The organism is Pseudomonas tumuqii (assembly GCF_013184545.1).
Taxonomy (GTDB): Bacteria; Pseudomonadota; Gammaproteobacteria; order Pseudomonadales; family Pseudomonadaceae; genus Aquipseudomonas; species Aquipseudomonas tumuqii.
In genome coordinates this window covers 51,823-72,022 of record NZ_JAAOJA010000006.1, presented here as the reverse complement: position 1 = coordinate 72,022, position 20,200 = coordinate 51,823, and the positions used below count along the sequence as shown (strand labels likewise).

The window sequence follows — 20,200 nt, the reverse complement described above, 5'->3', positions numbered from 1 at the left end:
GACAAACCCCCTTGCCATGTTCGTTTTATTAAACATAGACTGCGCGAAATCGTCCCAGACTCCCTTTCTTCGCGCGCCCGGACAGCTCGCATGACAAGCCTCGACAACGCTCAAGTGAATAGAATAACCAACAACCCCGGCGACGACTGGATGCCATTCAGCGCCAATCGTCAATTCAAGGCCGAACCACGTCGGCCGGACAGCGCCGAAGACATGTATTCACCCGCACTGATCGCGACACAGGCGCAGCTTGATACCCAGCTGGAAAAGCTTGCAGACTCGATCCGCCAAGCCAGCTAACCGCCCCGACCCGGAACCCCAGCATGACTATCGAACAGATCCTCGACTTCGCCCAAGCCAGCACCGCCCCCGAGCACTACCGCCCGGCGCCGGAAAAAATCCTCGCGGGCGACCCCGAGCAAAGCGTGCGCAACCTCTATGGCAGCCCGTGCGGCCAGTTCAACGCCGGCATCTGGGAAGGCGCGGTCGGTCAATGGACGGTCAACTACAGCGAACACGAATACTGCGAGATCCTCGAGGGCGTATCCGTGCTGCGCGATGCGGACGGCAACGCCAAGACCGTACGCGCCGGCGACCGCTTCGTCATCCCGGCCGGGTTCTCCGGCACCTGGGAAGTGCTGCAAGCCTGCCGCAAGGTCTACGTGATCTTCGAGCCAGCGTCGCACTGACCGACTCTATTCATGCGTCACCCTTTAGCCCGCGCTGAGCGGGCTTTTTTTCACCTGCACAAATGACGCAGGGAATGGGCCGCCGCCAGCATGCTCGACAGGTTGGCCGCAGACGGCTGCAGGAGCCTGGGTAAATCGCAGGCATGAAAAAGCCCGCCATGAGGCGGGCTTTTTCGACAAGAGCCGGGATCAATTACTTGATCTTGGCTTCCTTGTAGGTCACGTGCTTGCGTACAACCGGATCGAATTTTTTAATTTCGAGTTTGTCCGGAGTGGTGCGTTTGTTCTTGTCGGTGGTGTAGAAATGGCCGGTACCGGCACTGGACACCAAACGGATCAATTCGCGCATGATTTACTCCTTAAACCTTTTCGCCGCGAGCACGCAGCTCGGACAGAACGACGTCAATACCACGCTTGTCGATGCAACGCATGCCCTTGGCAGAAACGCGCAGACGCACGAAACGGTTCTCAGACTCGACCCAGAAGCGGTGATGCTGCAGGTTCGGCAGGAAACGACGACGGGTTTTGTTGTGTGCGTGGGAAACGTTGTTCCCAGTTACCGGACCCTTACCGGTAACTTGACAGACTCTCGACATGCCTCAGCCCTCTAAAACCACATGCCCAACCCGGCATGGGTTGGCCGCATAAACTCAATATCATTGGCGCTCGGCGCCGCGTATCTCGAGGGTCTTACCAGCTGCACAACAAAGCGCACGAACCGGGCCCCTACAAAAGAGCGCTGCTTTATACCAGAAAGCCCAGAGTGCAACAAGGCTAAACGCACTTTCGACCAGCACGCGCCTGCTGCGCAACAGCCGCCCCCAGGCCAGCAGCGCAGGCGCCAGCGCTAGCCTACCGCTCGTCGACAAGTCCGCTGTTCTGGCCGTACGTTATGGTCTAGGGTGAAACCTTTGTCGGCGCGCCGTGTGCGCGCGCACCGCACTATCAAGGAGTCTGTCATGCGCCTCGCCACCCAAACGCTGCTATTGACCGGCCTGCTGAGCCCGCTTCTGGTTCAGGCCGCCACACTCAGCGTCTGCACCGAAGCCAGCCCGGATGGCTTCGACGTTGTGCAATACAACTCGCTGACCACCACCAATGCCTCGGCCGATGTACTGATGAACCGCCTGGTGGAATTCGACGCCGGCAGCGGCCAGTTGCTGCCCAGCCTGGCGCAAAGCTGGCAGGTCAGCGAGGACGGCCTGAGCTACAGCTTTGTCTTGCGCGAAGATGTCGCCTTCCACGAAACCGACTATTTCAGCCCCAGCCGCCCACTGGCCGCCGACGACGTATTGTTCAGCTTCCAGCGCATGCTCGACCCGGCCCATCCCTGGCACAAGACTGCCCCCGGCGGCTACCCACACGCCCAATCGATGCAGTTGCCCAGCCTGATCAAGAGCATCGACAAGCTCGGCGAACACCGCCTGCGCTTCACCCTGAGTCGGCCCGACGCCACCTTCCTCGCCACCTTGAGCATGGGCTTCGCCTCGATCTATTCCGCCGAGTACGCCGACCAGTTGCTCGCCGCCGGCACCCCGGAGCGGCTCAACAGCCAGCCGATCGGCAGTGGCCCCTTCGTCTTCAAGCGCTTCCAGAAAGACGCGGTGGTGCGCTATGACGCCAACCCCGAGTACTTTGCCGGCCAGCCCGCGGTGGATAGCCTGGTGTTCGCCATCACCCCGGACGCCAATGTGCGCCTGCAGAAGCTGCGCCGCGGTGAATGCCATATCGCCCTCTCGCCCAAGCCGCAGGACGTGCAGGCCAGTGCCGCCGATGCCGAGCTGAAGAGCGTACACACCGCCGCCTTCATGACCGCCTTCGTCGGCATCAACAGTCAGCATGCCCCCCTGGATAAAACCGCCGTGCGCCAGGCGATCAACCTGGCCTTCGACAAAGCCAGCTATCTGCAAGCGGTGTTCGAGAACAGTGCCGAGGCGGCCAACGGCCCCTATCCGCCCAATACCTGGAGCTATGCCGCAGAACTGCCCGGTTATGCCCACGACCCGGCCAAGGCCCGCGCCCTGCTGGCCGAGGCCGGCCTGCCCGAGGGCTTCCAGACCACCATCTGGACCCGCCCCAGCGGCAGCCTGCTCAACCCCAACCCTAGCCTCGGCGCCCAGTTGCTGCAGGCCGACCTGGGCAAGGTCGGCATTCAGGCCGAGATCCGCGTGATCGAATGGGGCGAGCTGATCCGCCGGGCCAAGGCCGGCGAACACGACCTGCTGTTCATGGGCTGGGCCGGCGACAATGGCGACCCGGACAACTTCCTCACCCCGCAATTCGCCTGCGCCTCGCTCGAGTCGGGACTCAACTTCGCCCGCTACTGCGACCCGCAACTGGACAAGTTGATCGCCGCCGGCAAAACCACCAGCGACCAGGCGCAGCGCAGCCAGATCTATCAGGACGCGCAGCGGATCATCCAGCAACAGGCGCTGTGGCTGCCCCTGGCCCACCCGACCGCCTACGCCCTGATCCGCAAGGAAGTCGAGGGTTATCAGGTCAGCCCCTTCGGCCGCCAGGATTTCGCCAAGGTGCGCCTGGCGCCCTGACAGCCCCAAGGTGCCGAGTCGCGAAGCCGCCATGCCGGGCTTCGCGGCGTTCAGCCCCGCTGGAGAGATGTCGGCGCCCGCCTGCTACAACCAGCCGTACTCGGCCATCGACAGCGGCTCGCCGTCGCCGACGATGAAGTGGTCGAGTACCCGGACATCGACCAGCTCCAGCGCGTCCTTCAGGCGCTTGGTCAGCACCCGGTCCGCCTGACTCGGCTCGGCCACGCCCGAGGGATGGTTATGGGTCAGGATCAGCGCCGCGGCGTTATGCGCCAGCGCACGCTTGACCACCTGGCGGGGATAGACGCTGGCGCTGTCGATGGAGCCGTGGAACAGCGCCTCGAAGGCCAGCACCCGATGCTTGGCATCGAGAAACAGGCAACCGAACACCTCGTGGGGTTCGTGGCGCAGCAGCGCCTTGAGGTAATCGCGCACCGCCTGCGGGCTTTCCAGCGCCGAGTCGCGGCGCAATTGCTCGGCCAGGTGCCGGCGGGCCATCTCCAGCACCGCCTGCAACTGGGCGAACTTGGCCGGACCCAGCCCCAGACGCCGGCTGAAGGACGGCAAATCCGCCTGCATCAACGCACGCAGCCCACCGAAGTCAGCGAGCAGATGGCGCGCCAGATCCACGGCGCTCTGCCCGGCCACGCCGGTCCGCAGGAAGATCGCCAGCAATTCGGCGTCAGTCAGGCTGGCGGCCCCCTGGGCCAGAAGTTTCTCCCGCGGGCGTTCCGCCGCCGGCCAATCGCGAATGCTCATAGCACCTCCATGTCGAGCCCTGCGCCTGCCACCCCTGAACAGCCCTGCGGCCTTGGTCTGGCAAGCTCCTGGTGCCGCTTTTCCACTGCGGCTGCTGTGCTATCTTAGCCCATCTTTTTGCGCGGCGACTGGCCTGGCGGCCTATCGGACTTGGGACTCTGTCCCACTGCAAAAGCCCGACGGTCTGCCTGGCAGGCATCACCGTTGCGGCGTACATCCACCCAATACAAGGCAGGCCTATGCAGCGGCTATATCGAAAACGCATCGTTCTCGGCGTGGGTGGCGGCATTGCCGCCTACAAGAGCGCAGAGCTGGTTCGCCGCCTGCGCGATCTGGGCGCTGACGTGCATGTGGTCATGACCCGTGGCGGCCGCGAATTCATCACGCCGCTGACCCTGCAGGCCCTCTCCGGCCACCCGGTCCACCTGGATCTGCTCGATCCCGCCGCCGAAGCCGCCATGGGCCATATCGAACTGGCGCGCTGGGCCGACCTGGTGCTGATCGCCCCGGCCACCGCCGACCTGATGGCGCGCCTGGCCCAGGGTGTCGCCGATGACCTGCTGACCACCCTGGTGCTGGCCACCGACGCCCCGGTAGCCCTGGCCCCGGCGATGAACCAGGCCATGTGGCGCGATCCGGCCACCCAGGCCAACGCCCAGCTGCTCGGCGAGCGCGGCATCCGCCTGTTTGGCCCGGCGGCAGGCAGCCAGGCCTGCGGCGACGTCGGCCTCGGCCGCATGCTGGAAGCCGATGAGCTGGCGCAATGCGCCGCCGATTGCTTCCAGAACCAGGCCCTGACCGGCAAGCACGTGCTGATCACCGCGGGGCCGACCCAGGAAAACATCGACCCGGTGCGTTACATCACCAATCACAGTTCCGGCAAGATGGGCTTCGCCCTCGCCGAAGCCGCCGCCGAAGCCGGCGCCAGGGTCACCCTGATCAGCGGCCCGGTGCACTTGCCGACCCCGGATCGGGTCAACCGCATCGACGTGGTCAGCGCCCGCGACATGCTCGCCGCCTGCGAAGCCGCCATGCCCTGCGACCTGCTGATCGCCGCGGCCGCCGTCGCCGATTACCGCCCGGAAGTGGTCGCCCAGCACAAATTGAAGAAAGACCCGGCCAACGGCGACGGGCTGCTCCTGCAAATGGTGCGCAACCCGGATATCCTCGCCACGCTGGCAGGACGCGCCGACCGACCGTTCAGCGTCGGCTTCGCGGCCGAGACCGAGAACCTGCTGGGCTATGCCTCGCGCAAGCTGCAGGACAAGAACCTCGACCTGATCGTCGCCAACGACGTGGCCAACCCGAGCATCGGCTTCAACAGCGAGGAAAACGCCATCACCATCATCGATCGCGACCTCCAGCAAAGCAGCTTCGCGCAGACCAGCAAAGGCAAGATCGCCCGCCAACTGGTGGCCTTTATCGCCGACCGCTTGCAGCGCGCCTGATGCCCCCATTCACCGACCGCAGAGCCTGACATGCACGCCTTACAAGCCAAAATCCTCGACCCGCGCCTGGGCAGCGAATTCCCCCTGCCGCAGTACGCCACCCCGGGTTCCGCCGGCCTCGACCTGCGCGCCATGCTCAAGCAGGAACTGATCCTCGAGCCTGGACAAACCGTGCTGATCCCCACCGGCCTGTCGATCTATGTCGGCGACCCCAGCCTGGCGGCGCTGATCCTGCCACGCTCGGGCCTCGGCCATAAGCACGGCATCGTCCTCGGCAACCTGGTCGGCCTGATCGACTCGGACTACCAGGGCGAGCTGATGGTGTCCTGCTGGAACCGCGGGCAAAGCGCCTTCAGCATGGCCATCGGCGAGCGCATCGCCCAGTTGATCCTGGTGCCGGTGGTGCAAGCGCACTTCGAGCTGGTCGAGCAGTTCGACGAGAGCCAGCGCGGCAGCGGCGGGTTTGGCCATTCCGGCAGTCACTGAGTGCCACTTTCAAGACGAACTACCAACAAGACGAACCGCGAACAAGACGAGCCGCCAACAGGATGAACCGCCAGGGAGACGTTCGATGAAACGCTTCAAGCGCACTGCCAAGGAAGCCACCGCCGCCAGCCCGGGCATGCAACTGTCGAGCACCGGCAAACAGACCGCCAGCGCCCTGTTTCCAGGTCTGCCGGCGGTCATCAGCGGACTGGTTCTGGCCGCCGCGCTGCTCTGGTTCGGCCTGTTCAACAGCATCCAGCAACAGCAACAGCAGCAACTCACCCAGGCCTGGGGCGGCGCCCAGGCCGCCGCGCTGCAACAGGCACTGCTGCAACTGGCCGCCGACACCCGCGCCGCGTCGCGCAATCCCGAGTTGCTGCAGGCCGTGCAAAGCCGGGACAGCCAACAGCTGCGGGCGGCCGAACGCAGCCTGCACTACTGGGATGGCGTGATCGATGCGCACCTCAATGCCCGTGGCGAAGCCGTTCAGGACATGGGCCGGGACGCGCCGATGAACTTTGCCGCGCTGGACATGCTGCGCCGCGCGGAAAACGGCCAGACGCCTGCTGCCGAGGCCTACAAGATCGGCCAGCGCTGGCTGGTCTACAGCGTGGCGCCACTGCGCCAGGGCGATGACCAGCCCGCACAGGGCACGCTGCTGCTGGCCGTCGAACTGAACCGCCTGCTGGCCAACTTGCCGCCATTACCGGCCGACGTCGGCCAACTGCAACTGCTTCAGCAATTCGGCAATAGCGCCGGCCAGGTGCTGGCGCAACGCGGCCAGGCCCAGGGCGAGGCACAGCACTTCGATAGCGGCAACCCGAACTGGCAGCTTGGCTTCACCCCGGGCCCGGACCTGACTGCAACGGCCTTCTCACCCACCCTGCCTGGTCTGGCGATGCTGCTCGCACTGGCGGGCGCCCTGCTGGGCCTCTACCTGGTGTACAGCGGCCAGCAACGACGCCTGCACCAGGATGTATTGCAACTTGAACGACTGGTTAAAGAACTCTCAGCCGGTAAAGCCGTCAAAGCTTTCAGCCTGAGCCTGCCGGCGCTCGACAGCCTGGTAAAACCCCTGACGCGCCTGTCGCGTCACACCAGCAAAGCAACGGAAGACCCCAACAGCGTCGGCAGCGCTTCGCCCGCAGCGGTACCCAGCCAGACGGCCGGGTTGATCGATCCGCTGTTTCAAGACACCGATATCCTCGATATCGACATTCTCGACGAAGACCAGGATCTCCTGGGACTGGAGCAAGCCCCCGTTATGAACAGCCTAAATTCAGCACCAAAAGTGCCCGCCGACATCTTCCGCGCCTACGACATTCGCGGCGTGGTCGGCAGCAGCCTGACGGCGCAAACCGCCTACTGGATCGGCCGTGCAATCGGCTCGCAGAGCCTCGCGCAGGGCGAACCGAATGTTGCAGTGGGGCGCGATGGCCGCCTGTCCGGCCCGGAGCTGGTCGAACAACTGATTCAGGGCCTGCTCGACTGCGGCTGCAACGTCAGCGATGTCGGCATGGTGCCAACCCCGGTGGTCTACTACGCCGGCCATATCCTCGCGGGCAAATCCGCGGTGATGCTCACCGGCAGCCACAACCCGCCGGATTACAACGGTTTCAAGATCGTCATCGCTGGCGACACCCTGGCCAATGAACAGATTCAGGCGCTCAAGACCCGCATCGACACCAACGACCTGGTCAGCGGCGTAGGTACGGTCGAGCAGGTCGATGTGCTGGAGCGCTACTTCAACCATATTCGCGACGACATCGCCACGGCCAAACCGCTGAAGGTGGTGGTCGACTGCGGCAACGGCGCGGCCGGGGTAATCGCCCCACAGCTGATCGAAGCCCTGGGCTGCACGGTGATTCCGCTGTTCTGTGATGTCGACGGCACCTTCCCCAACCACCACCCGGACCCGGGCAAGCCGGAGAACCTGGTCGACCTGATCGCCAAGGTCAAGGAAGAGCAGGCCGACCTCGGCCTGGCGTTCGACGGCGACGGCGACCGGGTCGGCGTGGTGACCAACAAGGGCACCATCATCTACCCGGATCGCCTGCTGATGCTGTTCGCCAAGGACGTGGTGTCGCGCAATCCCGGCGCCGATATCATCTTCGACGTCAAATGCACCCGCCGCCTGACCCCGCTGATCAGCGGCTACGGTGGCCGGCCGGTGATGTGGAAAACCGGCCACTCGCTGATCAAGAAAAAGATGAAGGAAACCGGCGCCCTGCTGGCCGGCGAGATGAGCGGGCATATATTCTTCAAGGAGCGCTGGTTCGGCTTCGACGACGGTATCTACAGCGCCGCTCGTCTGCTGGAGATTCTCAGCCAGGACAAGCGCGACGCCGAACAGGTGTTCGCCGCCTTCCCCTGTGATATATCCACCCCGGAAATCAATATCCAGGTTACCGAGCAGAGCAAATTCAGCATCATCGACACCCTGCAGCGCGACGGTCACTGGGGCGAGGCCAACCTCACCACCCTGGACGGTGTGCGCGTCGACTACCCCAAGGGCTGGGGCCTGGTCCGCGCCTCCAACACCACGCCGATGCTGGTGCTGCGCTTCGAGGCCGACACCGAGCACGAACTCGAGCGCATCAAGGAAGTCTTCCGCGCGCAACTGTACAGCGCTGCACCCGATATCACTTTGCCATTTTGATTGAGATTAGCCATGGAGACCCGCATGACCCTCGAACGTGATGCCGCCAGTAACGTCGCCAAAGTCCTGTCCGAAGCGTTGCCGTACATTCGCCGCTTCGTCGGCAAGACCCTGGTGGTCAAGTACGGTGGCAACGCCATGGAAAGCGACGAACTGAAAACCAACTTCGCCCGCGACATCGTGTTGATGAAGGCGGTCGGCATCAACCCGGTGGTGGTGCATGGCGGCGGTCCGCAGATCGGCGACCTGCTCAAGCGCCTGTCGATCGAGAGCCACTTCATCGACGGCATGCGCGTGACCGATGCGCAGACCATGGACGTGGTGGAAATGGTCCTCGGCGGCCAGGTCAACAAGGACATCGTCAACCTGATCAACCGCCATGGCGGCAGCGCCATCGGCCTGACCGGCAAGGACGCCGAGCTGATCCGCGCCAAGAAGCTCACCGTAACCCGCCAGACCCCGGAGATGACCACCCCGGAAATCATCGACATCGGCCACGTCGGCGAAGTCATCGGGGTCAATACCGACCTGCTCAACATGCTGGTCAAGGGTGACTTCATCCCGGTCATCGCGCCGATCGGCGTCGGCGCGCAAGGCGAGTCCTACAACATCAACGCCGACCTGGTCGCCGGCAAGGTCGCCGAAGCCTTGAAGGCCGAGAAACTGATCCTGCTGACCAACATCGCCGGCCTGCTGGACAAGCAGGGCGAGGTGCTCACCGGCCTGACCACCGAACAGGTCGACGGCCTGATCGCCGATGGCACCATCTACGGCGGCATGCTGCCGAAGATCCGCTGCGCCCTCGAAGCGGTTCAGGGCGGGGTAACCAGCGCGCACATCATCGATGGCCGGGTGCCCAACGCGGTGCTGCTGGAAATCTTCACCGACAGCGGTGTCGGTACCCAGATCTGCAACCGCAAGCGTCACTGACACCGGCAACTGCAAATCAGCCCGACTGGCTCGGGCTGATTCGCCCCTTGAATAAGCCTGCCTGCCACTTGCCGTTCTGCGGCTGTGCGTCGAAGCTCTAGCGACCTCACCGACCAAGCAGAGCCTCGCCATGACCGCCGCACCGTCCCGTGACGCCTTCCGCTTCTTCCATCCGCTGCGGGTGCGCTGGGCCGAAGTCGACCCCCAGAGCATCGTCTTCAACGGCCACTATCTGACCTATGCCGATGTCGCCATCACCGAATACTTTCGCGCCCTGGACATCGCCTACCCGGCCGACCTGAGTCGCGACGGCGGCGACTTCTTCGCGATCAAGACGGTACTCGAGTATCTGGCGCCGGCGCGCTTCGACGACCTGCTGGAGATTGGCGTGCGGATTGGCCGCCTGGGCCGCTCCAGCCTGAGTTTCAACCTGGGCATCTGGCGCGGGAATGAGGCGTTGACTGCCGGTGAAGTGATCTACGTGCATGCCGACAGCGCCAGCCGCAGCAGCCGGCCGCTACCGCAGTGGTTGCGCGACAAGGTGCGCGACTATGAACACTGCGCGCCTGAGGAATAGCTCCTACCGGCCGATCGAAGGTGTGAGCACCCGCTAGCGCCGCTTGCCCAGCAGCTCGGCGAGACGCTGGCGATCGGCAGCGAAGCTGGCCTGCGCCTGCTTGCGCACTTCCTGGTAGCGGGCAATGTCCTTGTACTGACGCAGCTGTTCGTCCTTCTGGTTGGCGATCTGTGCCAGCAGGTGCTCCGGCACTTCACGCCCGGCACGCTCATGATCCGCCGCCTGGCTCTGCAAGTTGTCCTGCTGCAGGCGCGCCGATTGCAAGTTGCTGCGCGCCACGCCGATCAACCCGTCCAGCTCGGCCAGCTTGCGATCGCGGGCCCGGTCGATGTCTTCGGGCGCGCTGTACAGGCGCAGCAGCTGGGAATCGGAGCTGGCGCGGGCCTTGTCGGCCAGCAAACGCTGCATTTCCTCGGCGCTCGGGGCCGGCGGGACGACCTTGATCACCCGCCCCTGGTCATTGAGCACCTCATAGCCCCTGCCGATGAACTCCGGCGGCACGCCCTGACGACCGAGCACGGTAACGCCCTGATCATCGGTATAGCGATACAACTCGGTGGCGCCCGCAACAATCGGCAGCAGCAAACCGAACAACAGCGAACAGCGGAGCAGAGCCGGTTTGCGCATCGAGACAACACCCTAGATCGAGGAGTTAGATTCCATATTCGGCGCGATAGGCTTGCACCGCCGGCAAATACTGCTTGAGTTCGGCATCGTCTGCCAGGTATTCCAGCACCAGCTCGAGCGACACGATGCTCACCACCGGCATGCCGAAATCGCGCTCGACTTCCTGGATCGCCGACAACTCGCCCTGGCCACGTTCCTGACGATTCAGCGCAATCAGCACGCCTGCGGCCTGCGCACCCTGGGCCTGGATGATCTGCATTACCTCGCGGATCGCGGTGCCGGCAGTGATCACGTCGTCGACGATCAGCACCTTACCGGCCAGCGGCGCGCCGACCAGGGTGCCACCTTCACCGTGATCCTTGGCCTCTTTGCGATTGAAACACCAGGGCACATCGCGCTGATGATGCTCGGCCAGGGCCACGGCGGTGGTCGCCGCCAGCGGAATACCCTTGTAGGCCGGACCGAACAACACATCGAAGGGAATACCGCTATCGACCACCGCGGCGGCGTAAAACCGCCCCAGCCGGGCCAGCGCCAGACCGCTGTCGAACAACCCGGCATTGAAGAAATACGGGCTGGTACGCCCCGACTTGAGGGTGAACTGACCGAAGCGCAGAACCCCGCGCTCGATGGCAAAACGAATGAAATCGCGCTGGTACGCTTGCATGGAAAGTCCCGGACGGCACGGATTTAGCTAGGAATTTAGCTTATTGGAGACGAGCTCGGGTATCATACACGCACGTGTTTTTAGGGGCCATTTATGCGGATCATCAGTGTGAACGTGAATGGTATTCATGCTGCAGTCGAGCGCGGTTTGCTCAGTTGGCTGCAAGCACAGAATGCCGACGTCATCTGCCTGCAGGACACCCGCGCCTCCGCCTTTGAGCTGGACGACCAAGCCCTCCAACTGGATGGCTATTTCCTCTATGCCTGCGATGCCGAAGTACCAAGCCAAGGTGGCGTGGCACTGTATTCGCGGCTGCAACCCAAGGCGGTAATCAGCGGCCTCGGCTTTGAAATGGCCGATCGCTACGGGCGCTACCTGCAGGCCGATTTCGACAAGGTAAGTATCGCCACCCTGCTGCTGCCATCCGGGCAGGACGGCGACGAGAGCTTGAATCAGAAGTTCAAGTTCATGGACGACTTCACCCATTACCTGGACAAGCAGCGTCGCAAGCGCCGCGAGTACATCTATTGCGGTTCGCTCCACGTGGCGCACCAGAAGATCGACGTGAAAAACTGGCGCGACTGCCAGCAATCACCGGGCTTCCTGGCGCCGGAGCGGGCCTGGCTGGATGAAGTGATCGGCAGCATGGGCTATGTCGATGCCCTGCGCGAAGTCAGTCGCGAAGGCGACCAGTTCAGCTGGTGGCCGGACAGCGAGCAGGCCGAGCTGCTCAACCTGGGCTATCGCTTCGACTATCAACTGCTCACTCCCGGCATGCGCCGCAGTGTGCGCACGGCGCGCTTGCCGCGCCAGCCACGCTTCTCCCAGCATGCGCCGCTGATCGTCGATTACGACTGGATTCTCAGCGTCTAACGCGACCCGCAGAGACAACAAAGCCGGCGCGATGCCGGCTTTGTTGTCTCTGCTGCTTGCAGGCCTACTTCACCACGCGCCAGCAGATCGGGTAGCGATAGGCTTCCCCGGCATTGGCCTTGATCCCGGCGATAATCGTCAGCACCAGCGCGCTGATGCTGACCAGCAGCATCAGCGGGAACCCGATCACCACCCAGGCCAATATGCCGCAAACGATCATGGCCAGGCTGAAGGTGATCTGAAAGTTCAGCGCCTCCTTGCCCTGCTCGTTGACGAAGGGGTCGAGGTCCTTCTTCAACTGCCAGACGATCAAGGGCCCGATTACATTGCCGATCATCGGCACCAGAAACCAGAAGAACGCCGCATAGTGGCAGAACATCGCCCACTGTCGAGCCTCTGGAGTGGGGGCCGGCACAAGATCCTGCGGTTCCATGGTTACCCTCCTTAGCAGAACGTCAAACGCTCAATCGGCCAATGCCGCCTGCTGCAACTCGAACAATTCGCTCACGCCCTTATGCGCCAGCGCCAACATGGCGTTCAACTCTGCCGGCTGGAATGGCGCGCCTTCGGCGGTGCCCTGCACCTCGATAAAGCCGCCCGCACTGGTCATTACCACGTTCAGGTCGGTTTCCGCGGCGAAATCTTCCAGGTAATCCAGATCGAGCACCGGCTCGCCCTGGTACATGCCGACCGACACCGCGGCGATCATCTGCTTGAGCGGATCGCCGCCTTTCAGACCGCCACGCTTCTTGATCACTTTCAGCGCATCGATCAGCGCCACCATGGCGCCGGTGATCGACGCGGTACGGGTACCGCCATCGGCCTGGATCACGTCGCAGTCGACGTACAGGGTATTTTCACCCAGCTTGCTCATATCCAGCGCGGCGCGCAGCGAGCGACCGATCAGACGCTGGATTTCCAGGGTGCGCCCGCCCTGCTTGCCGCGACTGGCTTCACGCTGGTTACGCTCACCGGTGGCGCGCGGCAACATGCCGTACTCGGCAGTCAACCAGCCCTGGCCCTGGCCCTTGAGAAAGCGCGGCACGCCCGATTCGACGCTGACCGTGCAGATCACCTTGGTGTCGCCGAACTCCACCAGCACCGAACCTTCGGCGTGCTTGGTGTAGTTGCGGGTGATACGGATCGAGCGCAACTGATCGGCACTGCGGCCACTGGGACGTTTCATCAAGGAATACCTACTCTGAATAGAAATCTGCGGGCCATTATAGGGGGCGTGCGCCAGCAACGACATGCCGAATTGGGAGCGACCGACGCACTGCGCTACAATCTCGCCCTTTAACCATGAAAGTCGCGCAGCGACACCCTCCTTGCTCCTTGCCCCCTCTCCCTCAGGCAGAAGGTGGCGCCTAGCGTCGGATGAGGGCAACGGACGTGCCGTGCACGGCTTTCATGATTCCGCGCGCCCTGCATGGCACGCCCGTCAGTACCGACTTTCCGCGAGGTTCGCCCATGATCCACAGCATGACTGCCTTCGCCCGCGCCGAGCAGGCCGGAACCAATGGCACCCTGAGCTGGGAGCTGCGCTCGGTCAACCACCGTTACCTGGAGCCGCACCTGCGCCTGCCGGATGCCTTTCGCGACCTCGAAGGCGCAGTGCGCGAGGCGCTGCGCAATGGCCTGTCGCGCGGCAAAGTCGAATGCACCCTGCGCTTCGCCGAAGACAGCGCCGGCCAGCCACTGCAAGTGGATCGCGAGCGCGCCGCCCAACTGGTCTCCGCCGCAGAAAGCGTCGCCAGCCTGATCAAGCATCCGGCGCCACTCAATCCACTGGAAGTCCTGAGCTGGCCTGGGGTGCTGGTCGCCGACGCCGCCGACCCGCAGGTGCTCAACAAAGCCGCGCTGAGCCTGTTCAAGCAAGCGCTGGACGAGCTGAAACAAAGCCGCTCGCGCGAAGGCATTGAACTGGCCAAACTGCTCAACGAACGCCTGGACAGCATTGACGGCGAAGTCGCAGCCCTGCGCGAACTGGTGCCGCAGATGCTTGCCGTGCAGCGGCAGAAAATCCTCGCCCGCAGCGCCGAGTTGCAGGCCGAACTCGACCCGCAGCGCCTGGAACAGGAGCTGGTGATACTCGCACAGAAGAGCGATGTCGCCGAAGAACTGGATCGCCTGAGCACCCACGTCAGCGAAGTGCGCCGTGTACTCAAGAGTGGCGGCGCAGCCGGCCGACGCCTGGACTTCCTGATGCAGGAACTCAACCGTGAAGCCAACACCCTCGGCTCCAAGGCCTTCGACACCCGCAGCACCCAGGCCGCGGTCAACCTCAAGGTGCTAATCGAGCAGATGCGCGAACAAGTGCAGAACATCGAATAAAACTACTGCGCTAGCTCGCTACGTTTTTAAGACTTGAAAGAACAGAAAAGCCAGTCCCAGGAAACTTTCATGACCATCACCACCGGCACCCTCTACATCATTTCCGCTCCGTCCGGCGCCGGCAAGACCAGCCTGGTCAAGGCGCTGATCGACAGCGAGCCGCAGATTCGCGTGTCGGTCTCGCACACCACCCGTGCCATGCGACCTGGCGAGGTGGAAGGGGTGAATTATCACTTCGTCGGCCGCGAGCAGTTTCTCGCGATGATCGACAACAGCGAACTGCTCGAGCACGCCGAAGTCTTCGGCAACCTCTACGGCACCTCGCAAGCCTGGGTCGAGCAGACGCTCCACGAGGGCTTCGACCTGATTCTGGAAATCGACTGGCAGGGCGCCCAGCAAGTGCGCCGCCTGATGCCCCAGTCCAAGTCCATCTTCATCCTGCCGCCGACCCAGGAGGCGCTGCGTCACCGCCTGACCAATCGCGGCCAGGACAGCGGCGAAATCATCGAGCACAGAATGCGCGAGGCGGTCAGTGAAATGAGCCACTACGTCGAATACGACTACCTGCTGATCAACGACGATTTCGCCCACGCGCTCAGCGACCTGAAGGCCATCTTTCGCGCCAACCAGCTACTGCAAGGCCCGCAACAACAGCGTCACCGCGGCCTGCTCAGCGAGCTACTGGCCTGAAAGCAGCAGCCCCCTGTAAGCTTTGAGCTGTACGCAGAGCAGCCTCGCGCAGAGGCTCTGCACATGCTGCTTATGACGTAAACTTATAGTTGGTGAAAACAAAGCTTTCATTAATACTGGTTGTTTTTTAAACTACTCAGTCCGCTCGCCCCTCCGGGCCAGCCTTATTTTGCATTTGCTACGAGGAAGACCATGGCTCGCGTTACCGTCGAAGATTGCCTGGATCACGTTGAGAACCGTTTTGAACTGGTCATGCTCGCCACCAAGCGTTCGCGCCAGCTCGCCACCGGCGGCAAAGAGCCGAAACTCGCGTGGGAAAATGACAAGCCGACCGTGGTCGCCCTGCGTGAAATCGCTGCCGGCCTGATGAGCTACGACGTCATCGCCCAAGACGAAATCATCGAAGAAGAGCCGCTGTTCGCGGCCTTCGAGGATGAGGCCAACGAGCCTCTGTAAGCCTATGCCTGGTCGAAGTCGTACGGCGCGGGGTCACAAGGGTCGGCAGGGAGATCATCCATGCCGAGCATAGACGCCTTCGCCGATCGACTTTCGGGCTACCTGGACAACGACCAGGTCAACCTGGTTCGTCGCGCCTATTTCTACGCCGAACAAGCCCACGATGGCCAACGCCGCCGTAGCGGCGAAGCCTACGTCACCCATCCGCTGGCGGTGGCGAACATCCTGGCCGACATGCACATGGACCATCAGAGCCTGATGGCGGCCATGCTGCACGACGTGATCGAAGACACCGGGATCGCCAAGGAAGCGCTGAACACCCAGTTCGGCGAGACCGTGGCCGAACTGGTCGACGGGGTCAGCAAGCTGACCCAGATGAACTTCGAGACCAAGGCCGAGGCGCAGGCCGAGAACTTCCAGAAGATGGCCATGGCCATGGCCCGCGACATCCGCGTGATCCTGGTCAAGCTGGCCGACCGCCTGCACAACATGCGCACCCTGGAAGTGCTGTCCGGCGAGAAGCGCCGGCGCATCGCCAAGGAAACCCTGGAAATCTACGCCCCCATCGCCAACCGCCTGGGCATGCACAGCATGCGCGTGGAATTCGAGGACCTGGGTTTCAAGGCCATGCACCCGATGCGCTCCGAGCGCATCCGCGCCGCCGTGCGCCGCGCCCGTGGCAACCGCAAGGAAATCGTCAACAAGATCGAGGAATCGCTGACCCACTGCCTGGCCCGCGAAGGCCTGGAAGGCGAGGTGCTCGGCCGCGAAAAACACATCTACGGTATCTACCAGAAGATGCGCGGCAAGCGTAAGGCGTTCAACGAGATCATGGACGTCTACGCCTTCCGCATCATCGTCGACAAGGTCGACACCTGTTACCGCGTGCTCGGCGCCGTGCACAACCTGTACAAGCCGCTGCCCGGACGCTTCAAGGACTACATCGCGATCCCCAAGGCCAACGGCTACCAGTCGCTGCACACCACGCTGTTCGGCATGCACGGCGTGCCCATCGAGATCCAGATCCGCACCCGCGAGATGGAAGAGATGGCCAACAACGGCATCGCCGCGCACTGGCTGTACAAGTCCAACGAGGTCGACCAGCCCAAGGGCACCCACGCCCGCGCGCGTCAGTGGGTCAAGGGCGTGCTGGAAATGCAGCAGCGCGCCGGCAACTCGCTGGAATTCATCGAGAGCGTGAAGATCGACCTGTTCCCCGACGAGGTCTATGTGTTCACGCCCAAGGGCCGGATCATGGAGCTGCCCAAGGGTTCGACCGCAGTCGACTTCGCCTACGCGGTGCACACCGACGTCGGCAACACCTGCATCGCCTGCCGCATCAACCGTCGCCTGGCGCCCTTGTCCCAGGCCCTGGAAAGCGGCTCGACCGTGGAAATCGTCAGCGCCCCGGGCGCCCGACCGAACCCGGCCTGGCTGAACTTCGTGGTCACCGGCAAGGCGCGCACGCACATTCGCCACGCCCTCAAGCTGCAACGCCGCTCCGAGTCGATCAGCCTCGGCGAACGCCTGCTCAACAAGGTCCTGGCCGGCTTCGACAGCCACCTGGACAAGCTGCTCCCGGAACGGGTGCAGGCGGTGCTTGGCGAGTACCGTCTGGAAGTGGTCGAGGATCTGCTGGAAGACATCGGCCTGGGCAACCGCATGGCCTTTGTGGTGGCGCGCCGCCTGCTGGCCAACGACGGCGAGCAACTGCCGAGCGCCGAAGGGCCGCTGGCAATCCGCGGCACCGAAGGCCTGGTACTGAGCTACGCGAAATGCTGCACACCGATCCCCGGCGACCCGATCGTCGGCCACCTGTCTGCCGGCAAGGGCATGGTGGTGCACCTGGACAGTTGCCGGAACATCGGCGAGATCCGCCACAATCCGGAGAAATGCATCCAGCTGTCCTGGGCCAAGGACGTGGTCGGCGAATTCAATGTCGAACTGCGCATCGAACTGGAACACCAGCGCGGCCTGATCGCCCTGCTGGCCGGCAGCGTCAACGCCGCCGACGGCAATATCGAGAAGATCAGCATGGACGAGCGCGACGGCCGCATCAGCGTCGTGCAGCTGGTGGTCAGCGTGCATGACCGCGTGCACCTGGCGCGGGTGATCAAGAAGCTGCGCGCGCTCAAGGGCGTGATGCGCATCACGCGGGTAAAGGCGTAGCGGCAAGCTGCATGCGAATCACCGTGCGGCAGAGTGTCCGCCTCCACCAAGTACCGCGCAGCGTTTCTACTGGTGACTTCAAGCCTGTAGCTTGAGGCCACTTTTTCAATGCTGCTTTTCCAATCAAGGAGTCCCCATGAGCAAGAGCGTCATCAACAGCGACAAGGCCCCCGCCGCCATCGGCACCTATTCCCAGGCGATCAAGGCCGGCAACACCGTCTACCTGTCCGGGCAGATCCCGCTGGACCCGCAGACCATGGAACTGGTCGAAGGCTTCGAAGCCCAGACCGTGCAGGTCTTCGAGAACCTCAAGGCCGTCATGCAAGCCGCTGGCGGCTCGTTCAAGGATGTGGTCAAGCTGAACATCTTCCTCACCGACCTGGCGCATTTCGCCACCGTCAACGAAGTCATGGGCCGCTACTTCCAGCAACCCTATCCGGCCCGCGCCGCCATCGGCGTAGCCGCACTGCCGAAGGGCGCCCAAGTGGAAATGGACGCGATTCTGGTACTCGAATAAGTCCTCCGGCGGGGCACCGCGCCCCGCCACCCTTCTTGCACAAGGAATGGCTCATGCGCCCCCTTCTCGCGGTGCTACTCGGCGCCTCGCTGCTCGGCGGTTGTGCCGGCAAGCCGGGCGACCCCAGCGGCACCTGGATCAACCAGGCGGCGATCGATGCCGCCACCGAAGGCGGCAACCTGCGCGAAGCACTGCTCGCCTATGGCCCCAACCTCGAGTGGCGAATCCAGCCGCAACGCCGGCTCGCCATTTACAGCAACGGCTTCGAGCAGGGCGAAGGCCAATTGCTCGACCAGGGCGACAGCCGTTGGCGGGTCGATTTCTACGCCGACTATCACGAATCGCTCAGCCTCAGCGGCGACGAACTGCTGCAGGCCGCCAGCGACACCTGGCCGGAGCAACGCTTTGCCCGTCCAGCAACGCCTGTAGCAGTGGATGCCCCGCTGGGCAGGAGCTTCGAGCAAGCGCTCTACGGCGCCTACCTGGGCGGCAGCTGGACGATCAGGCAGGGCCTGGGCGAAGGTGGCCTGGTGCTGTTCCGACCTGACGGCCGTGTCGAGGGTCTGCCCGGCACCGAGCGCTATGCCCTGTGCCTGGCCGGCGACTGCGCCGCGATGAGCGGCGAATTCGACAGCGTCTGGCTGCAACTCGGCGAACAGGGCCAGACCTGGCTGTTCGAGCGCGATGACCAGCACCTGAGCATCTTCGCGGCACGCAACCGCGCGCAAAACGATGAAATGCCCGATTACCACAAGGGCGATCTGCGCTGGCGGCTTGAGCGCATCAGCCGCTAGTCCGGCTTGCAGCTGTGGGTCATATGAAATGACCCGCCGACCTCAAGACTGCGCCAGTACCGCCGCGTAGCCCTCGCGGTAGCTCGGATACTCGGGCGCCCAACCCAGGGCGCGGGCGCGGGCGTTGCTGCAGCGTTTGCTGCCGGCGCGGCGCACGCTGGACTGCTCGGCCCAGTGGCTGACGCCCAACTGCTCGCGCAGCCAGGCCACCACCTCGTGCAGCGGCGCCGGCTCATCGTCGACGCCGAGGTAGCAGTCCTCCAGCACCACCCCAAGGGCATCGGCTTGCAGCAGGCAGGCCAGCAAGCCGGCCGCATCGTCGACATGAATCCGATTGCCATACAGCGGCGGCTCGCTCGCCACCCTGTAGCCCTGGCGCACCTGGCCGAGTAGCCATTGCCGGCCCGGCCCGTAGATGCCGGTCAGACGCACCACGCTGGCGGCAATACCGCTGTGCAGGGCCAGTTGCTCGGCTTCGCGCATGATTCGTCCGGAAAAGCCGGTGGCCTCGGCCGGCGAAGTCTCGTCGACCCACTCGCCAGCCTGCTGGGCATAGACGCTGCTGCTGGAGACGAACAGCAGGCGCCTGGGTGTCTGCCCATGCTGCGCGAGCCAGCCGAGCACCCGGCGCAGGCCGTCGACGTAGGCGGCGCGGTAACCGGCCTCGTCGGCGGCAGTCGCCGCCGCGCAGTACACCAGGTAATCCAGCCCAGCCGTCGGCCAGGCCGGCGGACAGCCATCGACCTGCAGGTCCCCGGCAACCGCCAGGATCTGCTCGGGCAACTGCTCGACCGCACGCCGCAAGCCATGCACTGTCCATCCCGCCGTCGCCAGGCGCAGACCCAGCCGCGTACCGACATCGCCGCAACCGGCAATCAACAGACTCGGGCATGTCGACATGAAACTCTCCATCAATTCACTGGCCGCAGTAATTCACTGGCAGACAGTCTAGCCCGGTTGGTTGATTGCAATGCAA

General features: G+C 63.7%; 23 protein-coding genes. 15 read left to right on the top strand and 8 right to left on the bottom strand.

All coding sequences use genetic code 11. The features are described from left to right. Window positions 1-90: 90 nt before the first annotated feature. Together G9C89_RS12805 and G9C89_RS12800 are read left to right on the top strand one after the other, a co-directional pair. The gene (locus G9C89_RS12805) at window positions 91-300 is read left to right on the top strand and encodes a hypothetical protein (protein WP_172148470.1); all 210 of its coding nucleotides are present in this window, start codon (window positions 91-93) and stop codon (window positions 298-300) included. Window positions 301-323: 23 nt separating this feature from the next. Continuing rightward, the gene (locus G9C89_RS12800; protein ID WP_172148469.1) at window positions 324-689 is read left to right on the top strand and encodes a cupin domain-containing protein; all 366 of its coding nucleotides are present in this window, start codon (window positions 324-326) and stop codon (window positions 687-689) included. Window positions 690-882: 193 nt separating this feature from the next. Here the strand turns inward: G9C89_RS12800 and rpmG are convergent, their stop codons facing one another. Together rpmG and rpmB are read right to left on the bottom strand one after the other, a co-directional pair. Then, a complete protein-coding gene (rpmG, locus tag G9C89_RS12795; protein ID WP_172148468.1) occupies window positions 883-1,038 on the bottom strand; it encodes a 50S ribosomal protein L33 in 156 nt (51 codons plus the stop codon). Window positions 1,039-1,048: 10 nt separating this feature from the next. Further along, entirely contained in the window at window positions 1,049-1,285 is a 237-nt protein-coding gene (gene rpmB, locus G9C89_RS12790; RefSeq protein ID WP_010489195.1) for a 50S ribosomal protein L28, read from the bottom strand. 363 nt (window positions 1,286-1,648) lie between these two features. Between rpmB and G9C89_RS12785 the strand changes: the two genes are divergently transcribed. After that, on the top strand, window positions 1,649-3,238 hold the full coding sequence (locus G9C89_RS12785; RefSeq protein ID WP_172148467.1) for an ABC transporter substrate-binding protein: 1,590 nt from the start codon (window positions 1,649-1,651) through the stop codon (window positions 3,236-3,238). An 84-nt stretch (window positions 3,239-3,322) separates the two neighbouring features. On the opposite strand, the gene radC is transcribed toward G9C89_RS12785, so the two are convergent. Next, window positions 3,323-3,997, bottom strand: coding sequence for a RadC family protein (gene radC, locus G9C89_RS12780; protein WP_172148466.1), 675 nt, complete (start codon window positions 3,995-3,997; stop codon window positions 3,323-3,325). A 239-nt stretch (window positions 3,998-4,236) separates the two neighbouring features. Here radC and coaBC point away from each other — a divergent pair, with 239 nt between their 5' ends. The 5 genes from coaBC (at window position 4,237) to G9C89_RS12755 (ending at window position 10,097) form a co-directional block, all read left to right on the top strand. Next, on the top strand, window positions 4,237-5,445 hold the full coding sequence (coaBC, locus tag G9C89_RS12775; RefSeq protein WP_172148465.1) for a bifunctional phosphopantothenoylcysteine decarboxylase/phosphopantothenate--cysteine ligase CoaBC: 1,209 nt from the start codon (window positions 4,237-4,239) through the stop codon (window positions 5,443-5,445). Between the two features lie 30 nt (window positions 5,446-5,475). Beyond that, window positions 5,476-5,931, top strand: a complete 456-nt coding sequence (dut, locus tag G9C89_RS12770) for a dUTP diphosphatase (RefSeq protein ID WP_172148463.1) — start codon at window positions 5,476-5,478, stop codon at window positions 5,929-5,931. 1,264 nt (window positions 5,932-7,195) lie between these two features. Then, entirely contained in the window at window positions 7,196-8,590 is a 1,395-nt protein-coding gene (algC, locus tag G9C89_RS25030) for a phosphomannomutase/phosphoglucomutase (RefSeq protein ID WP_218575930.1), read from the top strand. 24 nt (window positions 8,591-8,614) lie between these two features. Continuing rightward, window positions 8,615-9,520, top strand: coding sequence for an acetylglutamate kinase (argB, locus tag G9C89_RS12760; RefSeq protein WP_172148459.1), 906 nt, complete (start codon window positions 8,615-8,617; stop codon window positions 9,518-9,520). A gap of 130 nt (window positions 9,521-9,650) precedes the next feature. Then, window positions 9,651-10,097, top strand: coding sequence for an acyl-CoA thioesterase (locus G9C89_RS12755; RefSeq protein WP_172148457.1), 447 nt, complete (start codon window positions 9,651-9,653; stop codon window positions 10,095-10,097). A gap of 33 nt (window positions 10,098-10,130) precedes the next feature. Here G9C89_RS12755 and G9C89_RS12750 read toward each other — a convergent pair whose 3' ends face one another. Then, on the bottom strand, window positions 10,131-10,724 hold the full coding sequence (locus G9C89_RS12750) for a DUF4124 domain-containing protein (RefSeq protein ID WP_172148455.1): 594 nt from the start codon (window positions 10,722-10,724) through the stop codon (window positions 10,131-10,133). Between the two features lie 25 nt (window positions 10,725-10,749). Further along, window positions 10,750-11,391, bottom strand: a complete 642-nt coding sequence (gene pyrE / locus G9C89_RS12745; RefSeq protein WP_172148453.1) for an orotate phosphoribosyltransferase — start codon at window positions 11,389-11,391, stop codon at window positions 10,750-10,752. A gap of 93 nt (window positions 11,392-11,484) precedes the next feature. Here pyrE and G9C89_RS12740 point away from each other — a divergent pair, with 93 nt between their 5' ends. Continuing rightward, window positions 11,485-12,264: an exodeoxyribonuclease III gene (locus G9C89_RS12740; RefSeq protein WP_172148451.1), complete on the top strand. Its 780-nt coding sequence runs from the start codon at window positions 11,485-11,487 to the stop codon at window positions 12,262-12,264. A gap of 64 nt (window positions 12,265-12,328) precedes the next feature. Here the strand turns inward: G9C89_RS12740 and G9C89_RS12735 are convergent, their stop codons facing one another. Then, entirely contained in the window at window positions 12,329-12,697 is a 369-nt protein-coding gene (locus G9C89_RS12735) for a DUF4870 domain-containing protein (RefSeq protein WP_172148449.1), read from the bottom strand. A 30-nt stretch (window positions 12,698-12,727) separates the two neighbouring features. Continuing rightward, the gene (gene rph, locus G9C89_RS12730) at window positions 12,728-13,450 is read right to left on the bottom strand and encodes a ribonuclease PH (RefSeq protein WP_172148447.1); all 723 of its coding nucleotides are present in this window, start codon (window positions 13,448-13,450) and stop codon (window positions 12,728-12,730) included. Between the two features lie 284 nt (window positions 13,451-13,734). Here rph and G9C89_RS12725 point away from each other — a divergent pair, with 284 nt between their 5' ends. The 6 genes from G9C89_RS12725 to G9C89_RS12700 all read left to right on the top strand — a co-directional run bounded on the left by G9C89_RS12725 (window position 13,735) and on the right by G9C89_RS12700 (window position 19,224). Then, entirely contained in the window at window positions 13,735-14,598 is an 864-nt protein-coding gene (locus G9C89_RS12725; RefSeq protein ID WP_172148445.1) for a YicC/YloC family endoribonuclease, read from the top strand. A gap of 69 nt (window positions 14,599-14,667) precedes the next feature. After that, on the top strand, window positions 14,668-15,288 hold the full coding sequence (gene gmk, locus G9C89_RS12720) for a guanylate kinase (protein WP_172148443.1): 621 nt from the start codon (window positions 14,668-14,670) through the stop codon (window positions 15,286-15,288). Window positions 15,289-15,480: 192 nt separating this feature from the next. Beyond that, the gene (gene rpoZ, locus G9C89_RS12715; protein ID WP_079203875.1) at window positions 15,481-15,744 is read left to right on the top strand and encodes a DNA-directed RNA polymerase subunit omega; all 264 of its coding nucleotides are present in this window, start codon (window positions 15,481-15,483) and stop codon (window positions 15,742-15,744) included. A gap of 60 nt (window positions 15,745-15,804) precedes the next feature. Then, window positions 15,805-17,913, top strand: coding sequence for a bifunctional GTP diphosphokinase/guanosine-3',5'-bis pyrophosphate 3'-pyrophosphohydrolase (spoT, locus tag G9C89_RS12710; protein ID WP_172148441.1), 2,109 nt, complete (start codon window positions 15,805-15,807; stop codon window positions 17,911-17,913). Window positions 17,914-18,049: 136 nt separating this feature from the next. Then, entirely contained in the window at window positions 18,050-18,430 is a 381-nt protein-coding gene (locus tag G9C89_RS12705) for a RidA family protein (RefSeq protein WP_172148439.1), read from the top strand. 53 nt (window positions 18,431-18,483) lie between these two features. Continuing rightward, window positions 18,484-19,224, top strand: coding sequence for a hypothetical protein (locus tag G9C89_RS12700; protein ID WP_172148438.1), 741 nt, complete (start codon window positions 18,484-18,486; stop codon window positions 19,222-19,224). Between the two features lie 42 nt (window positions 19,225-19,266). Here the strand turns inward: G9C89_RS12700 and G9C89_RS12695 are convergent, their stop codons facing one another. Then, the gene (locus G9C89_RS12695) at window positions 19,267-20,124 is read right to left on the bottom strand and encodes an NAD-dependent epimerase/dehydratase family protein (RefSeq protein WP_172148437.1); all 858 of its coding nucleotides are present in this window, start codon (window positions 20,122-20,124) and stop codon (window positions 19,267-19,269) included. Between the last annotated feature and the right edge of the window lie 76 nt (window positions 20,125-20,200).

Excerpts from the sequence above, each read along its gene's own strand:
- G9C89_RS12700 (WP_172148438.1), top strand. The coding sequence starts at position 18,484 with ATGCGCCCCCTTCTCGCGGTGCTACTCGGCGCCTCGCTGCTCGGCGGT.
- argB (WP_172148459.1), top strand. The coding sequence starts at position 8,615 with ATGACCCTCGAACGTGATGCCGCCAGTAACGTCGCCAAAGTCCTGTCC.
- algC (WP_218575930.1), top strand. The coding sequence starts at position 7,196 with ATGAACAGCCTAAATTCAGCACCAAAAGTGCCCGCCGACATCTTCCGC.
- radC (WP_172148466.1), bottom strand. The coding sequence starts at position 3,997 with ATGAGCATTCGCGATTGGCCGGCGGCGGAACGCCCGCGGGAGAAACTT.
- rph (WP_172148447.1), bottom strand. The coding sequence starts at position 13,450 with ATGAAACGTCCCAGTGGCCGCAGTGCCGATCAGTTGCGCTCGATCCGT.
- G9C89_RS12785 (WP_172148467.1), top strand. The coding sequence starts at position 1,649 with ATGCGCCTCGCCACCCAAACGCTGCTATTGACCGGCCTGCTGAGCCCG.
- dut (WP_172148463.1), top strand. The coding sequence starts at position 5,476 with ATGCACGCCTTACAAGCCAAAATCCTCGACCCGCGCCTGGGCAGCGAA.
- rpoZ (WP_079203875.1), top strand. The coding sequence starts at position 15,481 with ATGGCTCGCGTTACCGTCGAAGATTGCCTGGATCACGTTGAGAACCGT.
- G9C89_RS12725 (WP_172148445.1), top strand. The coding sequence starts at position 13,735 with ATGATCCACAGCATGACTGCCTTCGCCCGCGCCGAGCAGGCCGGAACC.
- G9C89_RS12705 (WP_172148439.1), top strand. The coding sequence starts at position 18,050 with ATGAGCAAGAGCGTCATCAACAGCGACAAGGCCCCCGCCGCCATCGGC.
- pyrE (WP_172148453.1), bottom strand. The coding sequence starts at position 11,391 with ATGCAAGCGTACCAGCGCGATTTCATTCGTTTTGCCATCGAGCGCGGG.
- G9C89_RS12735 (WP_172148449.1), bottom strand. The coding sequence starts at position 12,697 with ATGGAACCGCAGGATCTTGTGCCGGCCCCCACTCCAGAGGCTCGACAG.
- gmk (WP_172148443.1), top strand. The coding sequence starts at position 14,668 with ATGACCATCACCACCGGCACCCTCTACATCATTTCCGCTCCGTCCGGC.
- G9C89_RS12805 (WP_172148470.1), top strand. The coding sequence starts at position 91 with ATGACAAGCCTCGACAACGCTCAAGTGAATAGAATAACCAACAACCCC.
- rpmB (WP_010489195.1), bottom strand. The coding sequence starts at position 1,285 with ATGTCGAGAGTCTGTCAAGTTACCGGTAAGGGTCCGGTAACTGGGAAC.
- G9C89_RS12800 (WP_172148469.1), top strand. The coding sequence starts at position 324 with ATGACTATCGAACAGATCCTCGACTTCGCCCAAGCCAGCACCGCCCCC.
- G9C89_RS12740 (WP_172148451.1), top strand. The coding sequence starts at position 11,485 with ATGCGGATCATCAGTGTGAACGTGAATGGTATTCATGCTGCAGTCGAG.
- G9C89_RS12750 (WP_172148455.1), bottom strand. The coding sequence starts at position 10,724 with ATGCGCAAACCGGCTCTGCTCCGCTGTTCGCTGTTGTTCGGTTTGCTG.
- G9C89_RS12695 (WP_172148437.1), bottom strand. The coding sequence starts at position 20,124 with ATGTCGACATGCCCGAGTCTGTTGATTGCCGGTTGCGGCGATGTCGGT.
- coaBC (WP_172148465.1), top strand. The coding sequence starts at position 4,237 with ATGCAGCGGCTATATCGAAAACGCATCGTTCTCGGCGTGGGTGGCGGC.
- G9C89_RS12755 (WP_172148457.1), top strand. The coding sequence starts at position 9,651 with ATGACCGCCGCACCGTCCCGTGACGCCTTCCGCTTCTTCCATCCGCTG.
- rpmG (WP_172148468.1), bottom strand. The coding sequence starts at position 1,038 with ATGCGCGAATTGATCCGTTTGGTGTCCAGTGCCGGTACCGGCCATTTC.
- spoT (WP_172148441.1), top strand. The coding sequence starts at position 15,805 with ATGCCGAGCATAGACGCCTTCGCCGATCGACTTTCGGGCTACCTGGAC.